Annotated in this window: 14 protein-coding genes; 7 read left to right on the forward strand and 7 right to left on the reverse strand. The window is 46.3% G+C overall.

The window, feature by feature from the left end; all coding sequences use genetic code 11:
- The first annotated feature begins 221 nt into the window (after positions 1-221).
- Both kdsB and GJV22_RS04415 read left to right on the forward strand, forming a co-directional pair.
- On the forward strand, positions 222-968 hold the full coding sequence (kdsB, locus tag GJV22_RS04410; RefSeq protein WP_163709237.1) for a 3-deoxy-manno-octulosonate cytidylyltransferase: 747 nt from the start codon (positions 222-224) through the stop codon (positions 966-968).
- A 4-nt stretch (positions 969-972) separates the two neighbouring features.
- Positions 973-1,443 carry a putative molybdenum carrier protein gene (locus tag GJV22_RS04415; protein WP_163709239.1) on the forward strand — a complete coding sequence of 157 codons (471 nt, stop codon included), beginning with the start codon at positions 973-975 and terminating at the stop codon, positions 1,441-1,443.
- Positions 1,444-1,447: 4 nt separating this feature from the next.
- On the opposite strand, the gene uxuA is transcribed toward GJV22_RS04415, so the two are convergent.
- Both uxuA and GJV22_RS04425 read right to left on the reverse strand, forming a co-directional pair.
- Entirely contained in the window at positions 1,448-2,653 is a 1,206-nt protein-coding gene (gene uxuA, locus GJV22_RS04420) for a mannonate dehydratase (RefSeq protein ID WP_163709242.1), read from the reverse strand.
- A 42-nt stretch (positions 2,654-2,695) separates the two neighbouring features.
- Entirely contained in the window at positions 2,696-3,505 is an 810-nt protein-coding gene (locus tag GJV22_RS04425; protein ID WP_163709246.1) for an SDR family oxidoreductase, read from the reverse strand.
- A 109-nt stretch (positions 3,506-3,614) separates the two neighbouring features.
- On the opposite strand from GJV22_RS04425, the gene GJV22_RS04430 reads away from it, so the two are divergent.
- The 5 genes from GJV22_RS04430 to GJV22_RS04450 all read left to right on the forward strand — a co-directional run bounded on the left by GJV22_RS04430 (position 3,615) and on the right by GJV22_RS04450 (position 11,238).
- A complete protein-coding gene (locus tag GJV22_RS04430) occupies positions 3,615-4,490 on the forward strand; it encodes an AraC family transcriptional regulator (protein WP_163709248.1) in 876 nt (291 codons plus the stop codon).
- Positions 4,491-4,651: 161 nt separating this feature from the next.
- Positions 4,652-6,199 (forward strand): acyl-CoA dehydrogenase family protein, encoded by a 1,548-nt coding sequence (locus tag GJV22_RS04435; protein ID WP_163709251.1) that lies wholly within the window; start codon positions 4,652-4,654, stop codon positions 6,197-6,199.
- A 156-nt stretch (positions 6,200-6,355) separates the two neighbouring features.
- Positions 6,356-8,509 (forward strand): YccS family putative transporter, encoded by a 2,154-nt coding sequence (gene yccS, locus GJV22_RS04440; protein ID WP_238480275.1) that lies wholly within the window; start codon positions 6,356-6,358, stop codon positions 8,507-8,509.
- Positions 8,510-8,617: 108 nt separating this feature from the next.
- Positions 8,618-9,988 carry a dipeptidase gene (locus GJV22_RS04445; RefSeq protein WP_163709253.1) on the forward strand — a complete coding sequence of 457 codons (1,371 nt, stop codon included), beginning with the start codon at positions 8,618-8,620 and terminating at the stop codon, positions 9,986-9,988.
- Positions 9,989-10,503: 515 nt separating this feature from the next.
- Positions 10,504-11,238 carry a DUF6261 family protein gene (locus GJV22_RS04450; RefSeq protein ID WP_163709257.1) on the forward strand — a complete coding sequence of 245 codons (735 nt, stop codon included), beginning with the start codon at positions 10,504-10,506 and terminating at the stop codon, positions 11,236-11,238.
- A 93-nt stretch (positions 11,239-11,331) separates the two neighbouring features.
- On the opposite strand, the gene GJV22_RS04455 is transcribed toward GJV22_RS04450, so the two are convergent.
- The 5 genes from GJV22_RS04455 to GJV22_RS04475 form a co-directional block, all read right to left on the reverse strand.
- Positions 11,332-12,045, reverse strand: a complete 714-nt coding sequence (locus GJV22_RS04455; protein WP_163709260.1) for an OmpA family protein — start codon at positions 12,043-12,045, stop codon at positions 11,332-11,334.
- A gap of 271 nt (positions 12,046-12,316) precedes the next feature.
- Positions 12,317-13,591: a spondin domain-containing protein gene (locus tag GJV22_RS04460; RefSeq protein WP_163709263.1), complete on the reverse strand. Its 1,275-nt coding sequence runs from the start codon at positions 13,589-13,591 to the stop codon at positions 12,317-12,319.
- A 158-nt stretch (positions 13,592-13,749) separates the two neighbouring features.
- Positions 13,750-14,700 (reverse strand): bifunctional methionine sulfoxide reductase B/A protein, encoded by a 951-nt coding sequence (locus tag GJV22_RS04465; protein WP_205461747.1) that lies wholly within the window; start codon positions 14,698-14,700, stop codon positions 13,750-13,752.
- A gap of 139 nt (positions 14,701-14,839) precedes the next feature.
- The gene (locus tag GJV22_RS04470) at positions 14,840-16,312 is read right to left on the reverse strand and encodes a sensor histidine kinase (RefSeq protein WP_163709266.1); all 1,473 of its coding nucleotides are present in this window, start codon (positions 16,310-16,312) and stop codon (positions 14,840-14,842) included.
- A gap of 17 nt (positions 16,313-16,329) precedes the next feature.
- Positions 16,330-17,025: a response regulator transcription factor gene (locus GJV22_RS04475; protein WP_163709269.1), complete on the reverse strand. Its 696-nt coding sequence runs from the start codon at positions 17,023-17,025 to the stop codon at positions 16,330-16,332.
- Between the last annotated feature and the right edge of the window lie 40 nt (positions 17,026-17,065).

Raw genomic sequence — 17,065 nt, forward strand, 5'->3', positions numbered from 1 at the left:
GTGGCTGAAAATAGCTGATAAGTTTCACATCTACAATTAATTTACTAAATTTTATTTCATGACAACCAGAACTATTTAAGCCTAAATTCCAAACCACTTTTTCTGATAAATTTTCCAGTAAAAGATTACAATGACTTAAATTATTACTTTTGCATAACGCACAAACAGGCTAATAAATTACATATCAGACAAAAACATCTTTATTAACCAGATTTTTAGCTATGAAATTCATCGCCATCATACCTGCACGTTACCAGTCGACCCGTTTTCCCGGTAAGCCGTTGGCTCTTTTAGCCGACAAACCCATTATTCGGCACGTTTATGAAAATGTACAAAAAAGTGTCGAACAAGTGTGGGTGGCAACCGACGACGAACGAATAGCAAAAACAGTTGAAGACTTCGGCGGTAAATACATCATGACCCGAGCTGATCATCCAAGTGGAACCGATCGTTGCGCCGAAGCAGCAAAAGTCATTTCAAAGTCGATTGATTTTGATGTGATCATCAACATTCAGGGTGACGAGCCTTTTGTTTGCGAACCTCAACTTGATGCGTTGAAAAAATGCTTCGAAGATCCGAATACGGAAATTGCGACCTTGGTTAAAGAAATTGACAGCGACGAGGTACTGTTCAATCCGAACCGTCCCAAGGTTGTATTCAACAAAGACTATTATGCGCAACTTTTTAGCCGATCTACCATCCCCTACATTCGGGGAAAAGAACAAAAAGACTGGCTGAACGCTCACCGCTTTTTTGCCCACCTGGGAATGTACGCTTATCGTGCTGATGTTTTGCCGAAAATCACCCAATTGACTCCTTCTCCATTGGAATTGGCAGAATCGCTGGAGCAACTTCGCTGGCTTGAAAACGGATACCGTATAAAAATTGCAGAAACCAAGTTCGAAAGTATCGGCATAGATACACCGCAAGACTTGATGCAAGCCAAGAATTTTTTGATTCAAAAATGAGTTGATGGGATTGCAGATCATCATAAGTGGCGGACAAACCGGGGTTGATCGCGGTGCATTGGATGCTTGTCTGGAACTTGAGTTCCCCTGCGGTGGTTGGTGCCCGGCTGGCAGAGCTGCCGAGGATGGCCCAATTCCGCCTCGCTACCCGATGATCGAGCTACAATCTCCCTATTACGACGACCGCACCCGACGAAATATTGTTGAGTCGGAAGCGACACTAATTATTTACGATGGAAAGTTAACCGGTGGAACTTTGCTTACCGCAAACTACGCCAAACAAATTGGTCGCCCCGTATTTATTTTCGAGCTTTCGCCTTTTTTCATCGACCGCACCATGGAAGACCTGATTGATTTTTTGGAAGCCTACCAGGTTGAAACCCTAAACGTAGCCGGACCACGAGCCAGTCTGTGGGACAAAGCACACGAGACAAGTCGCCATATAATTAAAGTACTGCTTAGTAAACTTTATTGAGCAATTATTCCATCATTCTTTCTATTCCCATTTCCAGGCCACTCAATTCAGCCAATCCTTTCAAACGACCAATCAACGGATAACCCGGGTTTGCCGATTTGCCGTAATCATCCAACATCTTGATGCCATGATCAGGACGAACAGGAATGCGTACATCTTCGCGCCCTTCCGCGGACCTTCTTTTTTGCTCCTCCAACAAAGCCTTCATGATCGGGAACAAATCAACATCGCCATAAATATGCCCAGACTCGTGAAAACAGCCATCGGGTAGAAAAATGTTATTTCGCAAATGAGTAAAGTGAATGCGATCTCCAATTGATTTGACAATGGCCGGCAAATCATTATTCCGGTTCACTGATAAAGAGCCTGTGCAAAAAGTTACACCGTTCGACACTGAATCGTACTGATTGCAAATCCATTCCAGATCGGCCTGGGTGCTGACAATACGCGGGAGGCCCAAAACAGGAAATGGCGGATCATCAGGATGAATGCATAACTTCACACCATATTCTTCAGCAACCGGAATCACATCCTGCAAAAACAAGCGCAGATGCTCACGCAACCGATCAGCATCAATTTCACGATAAGTATTGATAAAATCAAGAAACAGCTTTTTATAATCCGGAGCAGAACCATCCACCACACCATCAATGAAACCTTGCGTGACAACAATGGTATTATAGGCAAGTTTCTCCTTTTCCTCATCGCTCATTTCAACCATCAACCGGCGAGCCTTTTCGACAATTCCCGCCGGATAATCCTGCTCAGCACCGGGACGTTTCAAAATGAACGCATCGAAAGCCACAAAAGTTGGGAAATCGAAAAACATGACTTCACCACCGTCATCCAGTTTATAATGAAGGTCGGTTCGTACCCAGTCAATTACCGGCATAAAATTATAGCAAACCCGGTCGATTCCACATTTCCCGAGACTGCGGATTGATTCCCGGTAATTTTCGATCAACCGTGGATAGTCCTCGTTGTGGGTTTTTATTCCTTCCGAAACCGGTAAACTTTCCACAACACTCCAGCGCATACCATGCGCTTCAATCTGAGATTTCACCTTCAGTATCTCTTCAACCGGCCAAAGTTCACCGTTCGGAATGTGGTGCAAAGCAGTAACCACACCTTCAATACCCATTTGTTTTAAGTCGGCCAAACTCACCGAATCTTTTTCACCAAACCAACGCCATGTTTTCTCCAAGCCCATACTTCTCTATATTACATGTTTCAAATTTCGGGGTACTCACCTCTACACCCCACTAAAAGAGCTAAATCCTCCGTCGACCGGAATAATTGTGCCGGTGATGAAACTAGCTGCATCGGAACAAAGAAACTGCACCAAGCCATTTAGTTCGCTAATATCACCAAAACGTCCCATCGGTGTTTTAGCCAATACTTTTTTACTTCGATCGGTATACGAACCATCCGGATTAATCAACACCGCCCTGTTTTGGTCGCCAATAAAAAAGCCTGGGGCAATCGCATTCACCCGAACTTTGTCACCAAATTTCATGGCCATTTCCATCGCCATCCATTGCGTAAAAATATTGATCCCTGTCTTTGCAACCGAATACCCCATCACCCTTGTAATAGCGGAATAGGTTGCCATCGACGAGATATTGATAATACTTCCTTTGCCGCTTTTAGCAATCACTTCTCCAAGAATAAGACTCGGAACAATTGTCCCATCCATATTCAACTCCGTCACTTTTTTGTAATCATCGATTTTAAGGTCGAAAATAGTTTGATCCTCCCGCAGCGTAGCTCCGGGGATATTTCCGCCTGCCACATTGATCAGGATATTGATTTGCCCCCATTTCGCCAAAATAAGATCGCGAACTTCGGTAACACGCTTTTCGTCTAAAACGTCACATGCAAAACCAACCAGGTTTTCATTTCCTGAAAAATCGGCCACAAAATTTTGTAACTTTTCTTCCTGCCGCCCCAGAACAACCACACGTGCCCCAGCCTCAAGCAAGCTTTTTGAAATACTTCCACCGAGTACACCGGTGCCTCCGGTAACAACTGCTACCTGACCTTCGATACTAAAATTGTTCATCCTTTACAGTTAATTGTCGTTCACCCAAAACTACACAAAAGCAACACTCGAAATCAGTATTTTTTTTGCACAATCTTATACTATCTTTACGAAAAATTTAAATACGACCATGAAAATCATGCACGAGAAAGTGAGTTTCACAGGAAATAATTCACTCAATATTAAGTGGGACGATTTTCCTCATTTCACTTTTCCCTGGCATTTTCATACCGAATACGAATTGGTTTATGTCATTAAAAGCTTTGGAAAGCGATTTGTCGCCGACCATGCTGAAGATTTTACGGATGGCGACCTGGTTCTGTTAGGCCCTAAACTGCCCCATTTCTGGAAGAACGATGAAGTATTCTTCCAAAATGACCCAAATTATAAGGTGAATGCGCTTGTGATTCATTTCCCGGCTGACTTTTTCAGCCAGCAACTGGAAGAACATCCGGAGTTCTCGAGTCTAAAAAAACTGCTACAGGATGCCAAACGAGGAATCCACTTTTCATCAACAACAGCGGCGCAACTCGATAAAAAATTCCGTCGACTCCTGAAACTGAAAGGTTTTGAACTCACCATCGCTTTTCTGTCTCTTTTAAATGAGTTGGCAAAAAAAGGGAACTACCGGCTTTTGGCAAGCAAAAGCTACCAACCCGATTTGCAGAATTGGAGTGGCAACCGCATGGACAAAATCATGTTTCTCATGAATTCGAATTACCGCCGACAATTAAAGCTGGAGGATATTGCCGCTGAAATCGGGATGAATCCAACTGCCTTTTGCCGGTATTTTAAAGAAAAGACGGGTAAATCCTTCATTCAGCTCATCAACGAAATGCGTGTTGGTTATGCCTGTAAGTTACTCCAGGAAAATAAAATGAGCGTTTCTGAAATCGGGTTCACAAGTGGGTTCAACAACCTGTCGAACTTCAACCGCTGCTTCAAAAAAAACACCGGACATAGCCCGTTGAGCTACCGGAATCAGTTTATCCACGCACACCCGTAAGTCTAAGCAGTAATAAATAAAGACTGAATTGTCTTCTAATTCTTTCTACAACACATAATTACAGACTATCTAAATATCGATTTTTTCAAAACAATATTTGATCGTATATGTTTCGGTACTGGTGAAGGATATTTTCACCTTTTTATCTTGACATTAAAAACATGAATGAAACTATTTTAAAAGCTACCACCCTGAAGAAAGAAATTGCTAGTCAGACCACAGAACCGATCCAGGAATTTTTATCGAAATTGAAAGAAAAGATGCAGCAGGTTTTCCACCTGCGTGGCGACATCAATCAATATGCACAACAACGCGGACTTCCGCCATTTGTGTTGCGTGAAATTATGGATACGAATCCGCTTTCCATTGGTATTCCGGTAGAATACGGTGGCCGCGGTGCGGTTATGCGTGAGAACCTGGCCCTTTTGGAGACTGCGTCATACGAGTCATTAGCACTGTCTTTAACCTTCGGTATAAATTCTGCACTGTTCCTGCAACCGGTTGCCAAATATGCTTCGCACGAAGCAAAAGCTCCGGTATTTAAACGCTTTTTGGAAAACAAAACCATGGGCGGCTTAATGATTACTGAGCCCGACTATGGCAGCGATGCCTTAAACATGCAGACTTTATTTACCGAGGACGAAGACCATTATAATTTATCGGGTAAAAAACACTGGGCCGGATTAACCGGATGGGCCGAATTCTGGTTGTTGACTGCCCGTCAGCAAACCGCCAAAGGCGACCTGCAACGCGATATCGATTTCTTTATTTGCGATGTAACTCAGCCCGGTCAGTCAATTAAAGTTGAAGAGTTTTACGACAACCTGGGATTGTACCAAATTCCTTACGGTCGTAACCACATTGATGTCAGCATTCCAAAAACACATAAACTGACACCTCATTCAACGGGTGTTAAAATGATGCTCGACCTGCTTCACCGCAGCCGGATGCAATTCCCGGGAATGGGAATGGGCTTCATCCACCGCATGTTGGACGAAGGATTAAATCACTGTAAGCAACGTTTAGTAGGCGGAAAAAGCTTGTTCAATTACGATCAGGTTCAGGAACGTCTTTCAAAACTGCAGGCTTCTTTTACCGTTTGTTCGGCCATGTGTGCCAACAGCGCAAAGAATGCAGGCCTGGATAAAGACCTCACCGGAATTGGCATTGAAGCGAACGCTGTAAAATCGGTCATCACCGACTTAATGCAACAAGCCGCTCAATCGGTTACTCAATTGGTTGGCGCCAAAGCATATCGCAACAGCCACGTAGCCGGACGTGGTATCGTCGACAGCCGTCCGTTCCAGATTTTCGAAGGTTCGAATGATATTTTATACGCTCAAATCTCGGAAGGTATATTGAAACAAATGAAACGACTGAAAGAGTCTAATCTCTTCGATTTCATGAAATCAAACCCGCTTACCAGCCGCTCGGCGGATCAGTTGAAAGAACTTTTCAATTTCAAATTGGACTTTCAATTACCACAGCGCAAACTGGTTGAACTGGGACAAATCATGGGCCGTGTAATTTCAATGGACATGGTGCATAAATTGGGCGACGAAGGGTTCCATAAAGATTTGATTGATGGTGGTATTGAAATGCTTCATCAGGAAATCCTGCAATTAATGGGATCGTTCCACCGCAATTCACAAATTCAGGTTATCGACAATTATCAGGAAAATAGCTCTTGGTTAAGATATACAATTTAAGTGCTGATTATTATTTTAGGGTTAAAGCATCTTCTTCGGAAGGTGCTTTTTTATTTTATAATAGTTAACGAATGCACGGCGAAGGTACACGGCTCGCCATTCAACAAATGGTTTTACTAATTTTACCCCCGGTAAAGACCTTTAAAATCCCCAAGAGTGAAGCTGACAAAGCAAATAAGTAGTTGGTTTGAGAAACAAACGTGGTACGAACCCTGGCGTCGTGCTTTCTGGAGTCGGCCCGACAGAATGATGGCCACAAAAGCCACCCTGGCAATTGCCTTGGTAAGCATCCCCTTTGTGGCAATTGGCAAACCGTTCTTCGGAATTACACTTGGTCTTGGTGCTTTAGCCGGTGCACTTTCTGAAACCGATGACCACCCCAAAGGACGTATTAAATCGTTATTGTTGAAGGTTGTCAGCTTTGGCATCTCAAGCTTTGCTGTTGGCATTTTGCGCCCCTACCCCATCCTTCTAGGTTTGGGATTGGGCATTTCCACCATTGGCTTTTTATTGATTGGCGGCTTGGGCGAACGCTACCGCGGCGTAACATTCGGTGCTATCCTGGTCGGAATTTATGCCATGCTGGGTATCGAAATCAGTCCCGACTGGTATTGGCCGGCCGTACTGATGCCTACCGGAGCGCTATTCTACGGGATTCTATCCCTGTTATTGCTTTATTACCGTCCCTACCGGCTTTTGGAGGAACAACTAGCCCGCGGTTTCAGCGCGCTCTCAGACTACTTTGATGAGAAAGCAAACCTGTTCCCAAGCGACGAGAAAGTGCAAAGTGAAGTTCGCAATAAACTCGCTTTACTCAATGTCAAGCTGGTGGGATCGTTGGACAGCTGCCGGGAAGTGATGCGAAGTTATGCCGATGCGCTGGAGGATGATAAGCCGCTAAAGCCCTATTTGCAAAACTTCATGTTGCTGCAAAGCCTACATGAGCGGGCAACTTCGAGTCACGAGCGTTACGATCTGCTCAGCCAGGATCCGCACAACCAGGAGATGATGGAAGGAATCGGACAGATTTTACATCAAATGGCCGGAGCCATTAAGCAGTTCTCGTATTCTCTGCTCACCGGTGTGCCTTACCGTCACCCCATCGCATTAAACTGGAGCGTTAAAGCCCTTCACGATAAACAGACCTTGTATAAACAGGACGAGAACCACCCGTTGAGCTTTTTGATTCTCAACCTGACCCGGACCAACCTGTCGATGCAACGATTGACCGACGAAAACCAACGTCCGATTACGCCCAAACTGGCCAAAGACACCCGCACACTCTATCAGCGGCTCAAAGACCAGCTGAGTTTTCATCATCCGCGCATGCGCCATGCGATCCGGCTGAGCATTTGTTTCATGATTGGATTCGCCATTTCTGAAATTTTCAATATGACCAAAGGAGAATGGATTATATTGACCAGTTTGTTCGTTTGCCAACCCAGCTACAGCGAAACCCGCCGGCGACTGTTCCAACGGATACTTGGAACGATTACCGGTGTTATCGTTGGTGTTCTCATCATCCAGATACTCCCCACCGTTACCGGTCAGCTGTTATTTATGCTGGCATCGGCGTTCTTCTTTTTTATCTGGCTGCGCCGCAAATATTCGACAGCCGTTGTGTTCATTACAACCTTTGTTTTGTGTGTTTTCAACCTGGCCTCCCACCAGGGTGTAGCGGCAATGCTTCCGCGCCTGATCGATACGATTATCGGATCGACCTTAGCCATTATCACCGTGCGCCTGCTTTGGCCCGATTGGCAGCACAAACGCTTGCCCGACTTGCTGAATACGGCCTTTCATAAGAATGCCGCCTACTTCGATGCCATCATCAACGAATATCAGCAAAACTCAACCGGCGACGACTTCGACTATCGTGTTGCGCGTCGTCAGGCACACCGGGCCGACAACGCGCTGGTACTGGCCTGGCAAGACATGCAGCTGGAGCCACGAAAGCACCAGCTTTTGCGCGAGCAGTCCTTCACACTCACGTATTTGAATCACGCGCTTTTGTCCTACCTTTCGGCGCTGGGAGCCCACCGCGAAACCAGCGACAAAGAAACGACCATCCTTATTAAGCCAGCAAAACTAATCCTGTCCATCTTGCAGGAGGCGAAGGTACCGATGCCTGAAATCCTGATTGACCGGAAAGAAGAATTGCTTGAGCTAATCAATGATTTACGGGAAAAACAAATCCCGGGCGACCACAATCTGCCGATTCAACAAATCCGGGTATTGACAAATATTGCGGAACTGACACTCAAACTGGTCGAGCGAGCGCAGCCGTTCAACGCTGAACAACCAGCCTGAAGTCTGACAAATATCAAGTTTTTAAGCCCGAAAAGCTTTCAAATATGCTGGATCGTTGTCTTCGAAAAGGTTAATTTTAATGCGAATTATATTCCAAAAATTCCTTGAATGAATAATATTGAACAGTATCTCGAAGAAAACAAACAACCAATCCTTGACGAACTTTTCGGTCTGATCCGAATTCCTTCTATCAGTTCTATTTCCTTGCACAAGCCCGACATGTACAGAGCGGCTGAGTACTGGAAGGAAATTCTGCTGAAAGCCGGCGCCGATCGGGCTGATATCTATGAAACAGCCGGCAACCCGGTTACCTATGGCGAAAAAATAATCGATCCGGCTAAACCCACCGTGTTGGTTTACGGCCACATGGATGTGATGCCGGTTGAACCGCTGGAGCTATGGAAAACTGCTCCGTTCGATCCGCAAATTCGCGACGGCAAAATCTACGCCCGCGGAGCCGACGACGATAAAGGCCAATCATTCATGCATGCCAAAGCATTCGAATACATGGTTGCCAACGACTGCCTGCCGTGCAACGTGAAATTTATGATTGAAGGTGAAGAAGAAATTGGTTCACCCAACCTGGGCAAATGGTGCCAACAAAATAAAGAGATGCTGAAGGCTGATGTGATTCTGGTGTCAGACACATCGCTTCTTGCAGCCGATATCCCATCGATTACGACCGGTTTACGCGGTTTGGCTTACTGGCAGGTTGAAGTAACCGGCCCCAACCGCGACCTGCACTCCGGTCTTTATGGCGGTGGTGTGGCGAATCCGATTAATGTTTTGGCGAAGATGATCGCTCAAATGACCGATGATGAAGGTCGGATTACGGTCCCCGGATTTTACGATGATGTGATGGACGTTTCGCCCGAGGAACGCGAGCTGCTGGGCCGTGCGCCATTCAATTTGGAGAACTACAAGCAGGCACTGGATCTTGGCGATGTAGCGGGAGAAGCCGGCTACACAACCGGTGAACGTACCGGCATCCGTCCGTCGTTTGATGTGTGCGGAATTTGGGGTGGCTATACCGGCGAAGGTGCCAAGACGGTGATCCCGTCGAAAGCGTTTGCCAAAATCAGCAGCCGTTTGGTCCCCAATCAAAATCACGAAAAGATTGCCGTTTTGTTTAAAGAACATTTCGAAGCCATTGCGCCGAAAACGGTTAAGGTTGAAGTTACATCCCTGCACGGTGGCCAGGCTTACGTTTGCCCGATTGACATTCCGGCCTACCAGGCAGCCGAAAAAGCGTACACCGATACTTTTGGCAAACGCCCCGTTCCGATCCGCAGTGGCGGCAGCATCCCGATCATTTCAACCTTCGAACAGGTGTTGGGCATTAAAACAGTGTTGATGGGCTTCGGCCTCGAGTCGGATGCGATTCACTCGCCCAACGAAAACTATCCGCTGGAGCAGTTTTTCAAAGGCATTGCAACGATCCCGAAATTCTACCAACATTTCGTTGAGTTAAGCAAATAAAAGAACTCCGATAATCGTCAGAATCCGCTTTGCCTTTTTGGTTAAGCGGATTTTTTGCGTTTTCATGCTGCTTCGTTTTTGAGTATTGATTCAATGTTGAATCAAAAAGCCGCCTTTCTCCAATGGAAGTCACCGAACTGGCGGATTTGGGGGATGAACTGTCAGTGGCCATTCAAAACACCTGTTCCCGGGTCGGAAAATCCTTACTTTATACGATATGATATCATATCGATATGCCAAACAATAAACCAACTAAATAATGAATCATATCTTATTCAATCCACTTATCTCATCTAAATAAGTCATCATATCTGATTCAATTACTCGGTTTTTATAAAATATGATTCATTATCTATTTAGTTCAAACCGATTCACAAAAACATGAAACCTTATTTCATTGAAACACGAATAAAGAGGATATGAATACATATTCGAAAGCTGAAGAGCCTTTAAACTGCTCTAATCAACCGATCGATGTCCGGCAAACCCAATCGTCCAACTAAAAATCAAACCAGATGGCCTCACTAAAAAAAATTCATTTCAATAGTTCGAACGCCGAAGTTGACGTGATAGCAAAAGAGCTTGTCATGCTATATGCGCAATCGGACTTAACGCAGATGCCCTACCTGCCGGCCATGATGGGAAAGGTACACGAGATGCGGCAGCAGTTGAACCAGGCAATCAAGCGCCTTAAAACCATGTCGTCGTTAAAACAGTACGATCACGAGCGGGATCAGGCACTGGCGGCACTGATGTATTTTGTTTTCGGCCTGCAATACCAGCCGGATGCCGCCATTAACGCGGCTGCCGGAACAATTTACAAGACCCTGAATAATTATGGACTTAGTATTACCCGCGACAACTACACGGCCGAAAGTGCACTGATTGACTCGTTACTGCTCGATCTGTCGAAGCCGGATTTACAACCGGCGATTGCTCAATTAGCGGGCTGTGCCGAGTTGATTGAGATTGTTCGCGAAAAACAGGAGGCCTTCGTTCAGCTGCAAAACCAGTATTCAACGGCGAAAGCGAAGGAGCAGTCGCTTCTTTCGGCCACCCGCTTGAGACGGCAGTTGAGAAAGTACCTGAACGGAATGGTGCTGGTTTACCTGAACGCCATGTTCCTGGTGGACGAGCCGCTGTACGGGCAGTTTGTGCAGACAGTGGCGGTTATCGTCGACGACAGCAACCGGAATGTGAAACGCCGACAGGGCAAGCGCAAGGAGAGGACCGTGAGCAATGAGCAGTGAGCAGTGATCAGTCCCAGTGATCAGTAAAAAAAAAAGGCTGCCTCAACCCGTGTTGAAACAGCCCCTGTATAATCATAAAACTTTCTTTTTTTCCTATTTCAACGTACCGGCTTCAGCTTGCTGAATCATGGTTTCGTTGGCGGTAATGAAGATCTCCACACGACGGTTTTGCGCACGACCTTCAGCGGTTTCGTTGCTGGCAACCGGTTCGTCGTAAGCTTTTCCTTCGGTTACCAAGCGGCTTCCGGCCACCCCATTTTCAATCAGGTATTTCGCAACCGACTCAGCCCGTTCGTTCGATATCTTCTCGTTGATTTCGCGTGAACCGGTGTTATCCGTGTGACCATAAATTTTCACATCGGTTTCCTGCGTTGTCTTCAACGAAGTGGCAAACTTCACCAGCGCGTCTTTCGATGCGGTACTTAATGCACTTTTCCCGGTTGCAAACAGGATTCCGCTGTCGAAGGTTACTTTGATCGCTTGCAGGTTGTTCGAGTCGGTCACCGTCTCCACCTGAGCACCTTCAATTTTTTCGAGCTCGGCTTGTTGCTGATCCATTTTCTTACCCACCAGGATTCCGGCACCCGTTCCGACAGCGCCACCAATAGCGGCACCAATGATCGCTCCTTTGCCCGAATTTTTGGCAAATATGGCCCCCAGTCCGGCACCAACCGCGGCACCACCGGTACCACCTAAAATTCCGCCTTTTGTTTTGTTATTTTGCGCTGCCCATTTGCTGCTCGAACAACCGGCAAACATCAATGCTCCGCTTAACAGCAGAACCATCACATAATTAAATCGTTTCATTTGAATTCCTCTTTTCTGTTTGATTGATTATTTTCATTTCCTTCCGAAAACACTTAAAATCCCCGCTAAATTAGAACATGTTTTAATTTTATTTCTTTCCGGAATGTTAAATAAAATTGGAAGTTCTCAACAACTTATTACGTCAAACGGCCAATTGAAGTTCCGCAACATCGCTATTTGAATCCGGATCCGGAGGACACAAAAAAATCCCTGCGTCTTCGTAAAAGCACAGGGATTCATCAGGCCATTCCTCAATCCATCGTCCTTAAGTCTAATTTTTGGTGATGGTCACTTTAATCACCTGGCTGGCTTCCGGCCATGGCAAACCATCGTTTAGTACATGAACTGTTCCCCCCTCTTCGGTATCGGCCGATGTCTGGGCACCGGGATATTCATTCACTTCGGTACCGGCATCGTACAATTCAATTAAATGGGTAATGTCTTTTTCGGCCTCACCATACGACAGCTTGATTCCCTTGTCTCCGGTGGAAAAGAAAATATCGTTTGAAGCGCCCAACATCGAAGCAATGCTCAGGCTTTGTCCCACATGCCCTTCAATGGTGAACATGTATTTCTGACCGGGGAAGAGCGGGCCACCTGTACCATCGGTGCGCATTGCCTGAAATCCGGTTTCATATCCGGCTGCCATCAGCGAATTGTACAAAGGTCCCGGGTTTCCGGTTTCGGCAAGCGTCTCCAAACCTTCACCGTAATCGGGCGTTCCTTCAGTAAAAACAGGCCTATCTTCTTTATCGTGCAGCACCCAAAGAACCGGTGCAACCGGAGAAACATAACCGCTGTTCATCGACAGGTACTCGCTCAGTGGGCCGGCGTTACCGGTTTCGGCAAGCGGTTCCAATCCTTGATCGTAATCAGCGGCACCTTCTGTAAAGATCGGCATTTGTCCGTCAGAATGAACCACCCATGCCACGGGAGAAATAGCTGTTGTACTTGCGTCGAGCACTTCAATGGTCACTGAAAACAGGCTGTTGCCATGCGCATATAAGGTTGCTTTTAAATTGGTCGCAACTGATCCGTAATCATAGCCATCGCCGACAGCTGCCATCAACTGTACCACACCGTTTTCGTCGGCACCACTGTGCGGATTATCAGGTCCAGGCATTTGGTTGACTTGCGTTCCGGCATCCCACAGCATAATTTCCGAAGTAATATCGCGCTCACTGACGGTAGCCGGAAAGTCGCCGTCGTAAACACTGATACCGCCCTGTCCCGGTGCGTAAAATCCATCATTCGACAAGCCATACATGGTTGCAAACGACAATTTGTGGTTCGGCCCGGCGTGGAACCAGAAGGTAAAGGAATGACCGGGGAAGGCTGGTCCCGCAGCCTCTGCACCATCGGGAATAAACTTTGCTCCGGCCTCGAAGAAGTCATAAGGCACCGAAACATTTTCAACCATTACGGTATAGGTTCCCGACGGAAGATCAGCTTTTTTAAGAACATTGTTTTCATTCATGTCATCGTTACACTGCGTAAACAACCCTGCTACCAGTGCCAAAATCAACGTTAAGCGAAAAAGTTTCATAGCATTAGATTTTAAAATTTGTACAGCTAAATTCCTGATAAAGTATCACAGGGCTGTCACGTCACTTTAAACCTTTTGTCACAATGCCAGGACAAGAAAAAACAAAGCCGCCATTGCAAACGCAGTGACGGCTAAACGGATCGTTGTGATGCTATTTTTTAAAACCGCTTGGTGTATTTGTGGCAGTATGGTGTGCCACCTTTCCGCACATAGTGGTTTTGATGGTACTCTTCGGCGGTCCAGAATTTCGACGCGGGTTTAACTTCGGTAGCCACATTGTAGCCTTTTTGTTCCAGCAGTGAAATCAACTTTTCGGCTGTTTTCTTTTGGTCTTCATTTTTATAGAAGACGGCCGAACGATACTGGTCTCCAATATCGGGTCCCTGCCGGTCGACCTGTGTCGGATCGTGAATTTCGAAAAACAGGCGGGCCAAGGTTTCATAGTCTGTTTTCGACGGATCGAAGGCCACGCGAACAGCTTCGGCATAACCGGTCGTGTGGCTGCACACATCTTCGTATGAAGGGTCATCGGTATGCCCGTCGATGTAACCACTCTCCACATTCAGCACGCCCGGCGCCTGCTCCATGTAATATTCAACACCCCAAAAACAGCCACCGGCGAAGATGGCCGTATCCTGTTTGGCTTTTTTCGGCGCACTGGCCGGAATAAACTCCATGGAGATTGAATTGACACAATGCCGGGTATTCTTGTCGGTAAAACCTTCGTTTAAGAAGACATGCCCCAAGTGCGCACCGCAATTGCTGCAGGTGATCTCGGTGCGCATACCATCCGGATCGGTTGTGCGGGTCACGGCACCGGGAATTTCATCATCAAAGGCAGGCCATCCGCAACCGGCATCAAACTTATCGGACGATCGGTATAACTCGGCACCACATCGTTTGCAGACGTATACGCCGTCTTCGTAAAAGTCATCGTATTCACCGGTAAACGGAGCTTCGGTTCCTTTGTGAACGATTACCCGTTCTTCCGCTTTTGTCAGCGGCCGGTAGTAGCGTGATTCTTTATCTGTTTTCATATTTTTCCCTCCCTGCGCGCAGCTCGTCAGCGCGATCATGGTAATTAGCAAGACATTCATTAAGCGTTTCATGTTCTGTTCTCCTTTCTGAATTTGATTTAAGTTGAAAACCATCCATCTCCAACGGGGCGATCCATAATGACTTTCCACTTGTAAAAATCACAGAAGTTTATCACAACAAGTTCACAGAGAGATCTTATTTTCATGACGTTTAAGCCACAACCGGCAAATCAAACACGAAGGTTGTTCCCTTTCCGTATTGACTAAACACCTGGATGTTCGAATGGTGCAGCTCAATAATTTTCTGCACAATGGCCAACCCCAAACCGGTGCTCTGCTGGTCTTCCCTCCCTTTGTAGTAGCGTTGAAAAACATTCGGCAAATCTTCCTGACTGATTCCCTGTCCGGAATCGGCAACGCGCACCTCTACTTTCCCCGGAAACTTGCTGTCAATTTCAATATTGATCGTATCTCCTTCCTGACAGAATTTCATGGCATTGTCTATCAGGTTTTGAAGCACCCGGTCAATCATCGAAATATCAGCTTCCACTAAAGGGACATTTTTCGCAATGGTTGTGTTCACGCTAATGCCTTTCTTTTGCGAAATAATCCGGTATTTATTGGCAATATCGTACACCAGCTCGGCGATTGAAAAAGGTTCGGCATTGGGTTTCACCTGCTGGGTTTGCAGCTTCGACAGTTCAAATAAATCTTCGACCAGTTTTTTCAGGCGGCCACAGCTCTTGAAAATTACCTCGAGGTATTTCCGTTGCTCCTCCTCTTTTATCTTGCCCTGTTTCAACAGCAGCGTTTCGGCGTATCCCTGTATGGAAGCCACCGGTGTCCGCAAATCGTGCGACACATTACTGATCAGCTCACGGCGAAGGTTATCCACGCCCTTCAGTTCCTCAATATTTTGCTGAATGGTATCGGCCATCTCGTTAAATACCATCCCTATTCGATCGATCTCTGTCTCCGTTCGAACCGGAATTCGCGCAGCAAGATTGCCTTTTCGGAACTCATCAATTCCGTGAATAATCGGGTTGAGCTTGTTTGTAATCAGCCAAATTGCCAGCAAACCAACCAAGGCCGAAATAATCAGGATCATAATAACCGACCGAATAGACAGCCCGAGGATGTAGCTTCCCAATACTGCCTGCGCATTTGAGACATATTCCTGGCTGGCCAACACAATGTAAATGTACCCGGTCAGCTGGCCATTTTCGACAACTTCGGTCGCGGAGAACGTTTTGTATTCTCCCGGATTGCGGGGATCATCACCGTAAATAATGCTATGCTCCGGGTCTTGCAGGAACTCCCGAATGGGCGAAAGATTCACCTCCTCCAACTTCACAACTTTATCGGGCGCTACATATTTTAAGATCTTGCCATGGGTATCCAGAATGTACACCTCCACAATTGGATTAATAACCATCATGGAGTGCATAATATCGGCAATCGCTTCATCGCTAATCTTCCCGTCTTTGATATAGGGTTTGATCATATCAGCCGTGTTTTGCGCCAAGTCGCGATTCAGGCGCTGATTCACCTCCACCGAGTAATCGCGCGAAGCTTCGACAGAAACATACATGGCAATGGCTGTGAATAAAAACAACACCAACAGGAAAATAGCCGACACCTGAAGGTACAAACGGTTCACTAATTTTGGTCTCAATCTGGTCATTGTACTTCCCCTTTCTCTCAGGCTTCCCTGAATTTATATCCAACTCCCCAAGTCGTTAAAATGTACTCCGGCTGACTCATGTTTTGCTCAATCTTCGAACGCAACCGGTTAATATGCGAGTTCACAGTGTGCTCAAAACCTTCGAACTCATAGCCCCAAATCTGATTCAGCAATTGCATACGCGAATAGGTTTTCCCGGGATGCGAGGCCAGGTATACCAACAGATCGAACTCTTTCGGCGAAAGCTCAATCCGCTCACCTTTCAGCTCAACGACCCGCATACCGACGTTGACGTATAGATCATCGTAACGCAGCTCGACATTTTCAGCATCGCCTAGTTCCGGAACATGCTCAGCCCGCCTCAAAACGGCTTTGATCCGCGCCAACAGCTCCCGGATTCCGAAAGGTTTAGAGATGTAGTCGTCTGCACCGATTTCCAGCCCCAAAACTTTGTCAATCTCTTCCGACTTGGAGGTGATCATCAGCACCGGCGTGTTGTTCTTCTCCATCCGAATGCGTTTACACACCTCAAAACCATCGAGCAGCGGCAAGCGGATGTCGAGTAAAATGAAGCGGTATTTGTTGTTCAGGGCTTTCATTAAGCCATCCTTTCCATCGAATGCCTTGTCGACTTCCATATCCATATCTGCCAGATGAATTGCAATTAATTCGGAGATATCTTTATCGTCTTCAATAATTAGCGCCTTTTCCATTTGCATTTTTATTGCTGAAACGTAGGAAAGGTAGGATGAG

The sequence above is a fragment of the Mangrovibacterium lignilyticum genome, from assembly GCF_010882175.1.
In the GTDB taxonomy this organism is placed as follows: Bacteria; Bacteroidota; Bacteroidia; order Bacteroidales; family Prolixibacteraceae; genus Mangrovibacterium; species Mangrovibacterium lignilyticum.

Coding starts and splice junctions, on each gene's coding strand:
- GJV22_RS04430 (WP_163709248.1), top strand. CDS start 3,615: ATGAAAATCATGCACGAGAAAGTGAGTTTCACAGGAAATAATTCACTC.
- GJV22_RS04455 (WP_163709260.1), bottom strand. CDS start 12,045: ATGAAACGATTTAATTATGTGATGGTTCTGCTGTTAAGCGGAGCATTG.
- kdsB (WP_163709237.1), top strand. CDS start 222: ATGAAATTCATCGCCATCATACCTGCACGTTACCAGTCGACCCGTTTT.
- GJV22_RS04460 (WP_163709263.1), bottom strand. CDS start 13,591: ATGAAACTTTTTCGCTTAACGTTGATTTTGGCACTGGTAGCAGGGTTG.
- GJV22_RS04465 (WP_205461747.1), bottom strand. CDS start 14,700: ATGAAACGCTTAATGAATGTCTTGCTAATTACCATGATCGCGCTGACG.
- GJV22_RS04475 (WP_163709269.1), bottom strand. CDS start 17,025: ATGGAAAAGGCGCTAATTATTGAAGACGATAAAGATATCTCCGAATTA.
- GJV22_RS04445 (WP_163709253.1), top strand. CDS start 8,618: ATGAATAATATTGAACAGTATCTCGAAGAAAACAAACAACCAATCCTT.
- uxuA (WP_163709242.1), bottom strand. CDS start 2,653: ATGGGCTTGGAGAAAACATGGCGTTGGTTTGGTGAAAAAGATTCGGTG.
- GJV22_RS04425 (WP_163709246.1), bottom strand. CDS start 3,505: ATGAACAATTTTAGTATCGAAGGTCAGGTAGCAGTTGTTACCGGAGGC.
- GJV22_RS04435 (WP_163709251.1), top strand. CDS start 4,652: ATGAATGAAACTATTTTAAAAGCTACCACCCTGAAGAAAGAAATTGCT.
- GJV22_RS04450 (WP_163709257.1), top strand. CDS start 10,504: ATGGCCTCACTAAAAAAAATTCATTTCAATAGTTCGAACGCCGAAGTT.
- GJV22_RS04415 (WP_163709239.1), top strand. CDS start 973: ATGGGATTGCAGATCATCATAAGTGGCGGACAAACCGGGGTTGATCGC.
- GJV22_RS04470 (WP_163709266.1), bottom strand. CDS start 16,312: ATGACCAGATTGAGACCAAAATTAGTGAACCGTTTGTACCTTCAGGTG.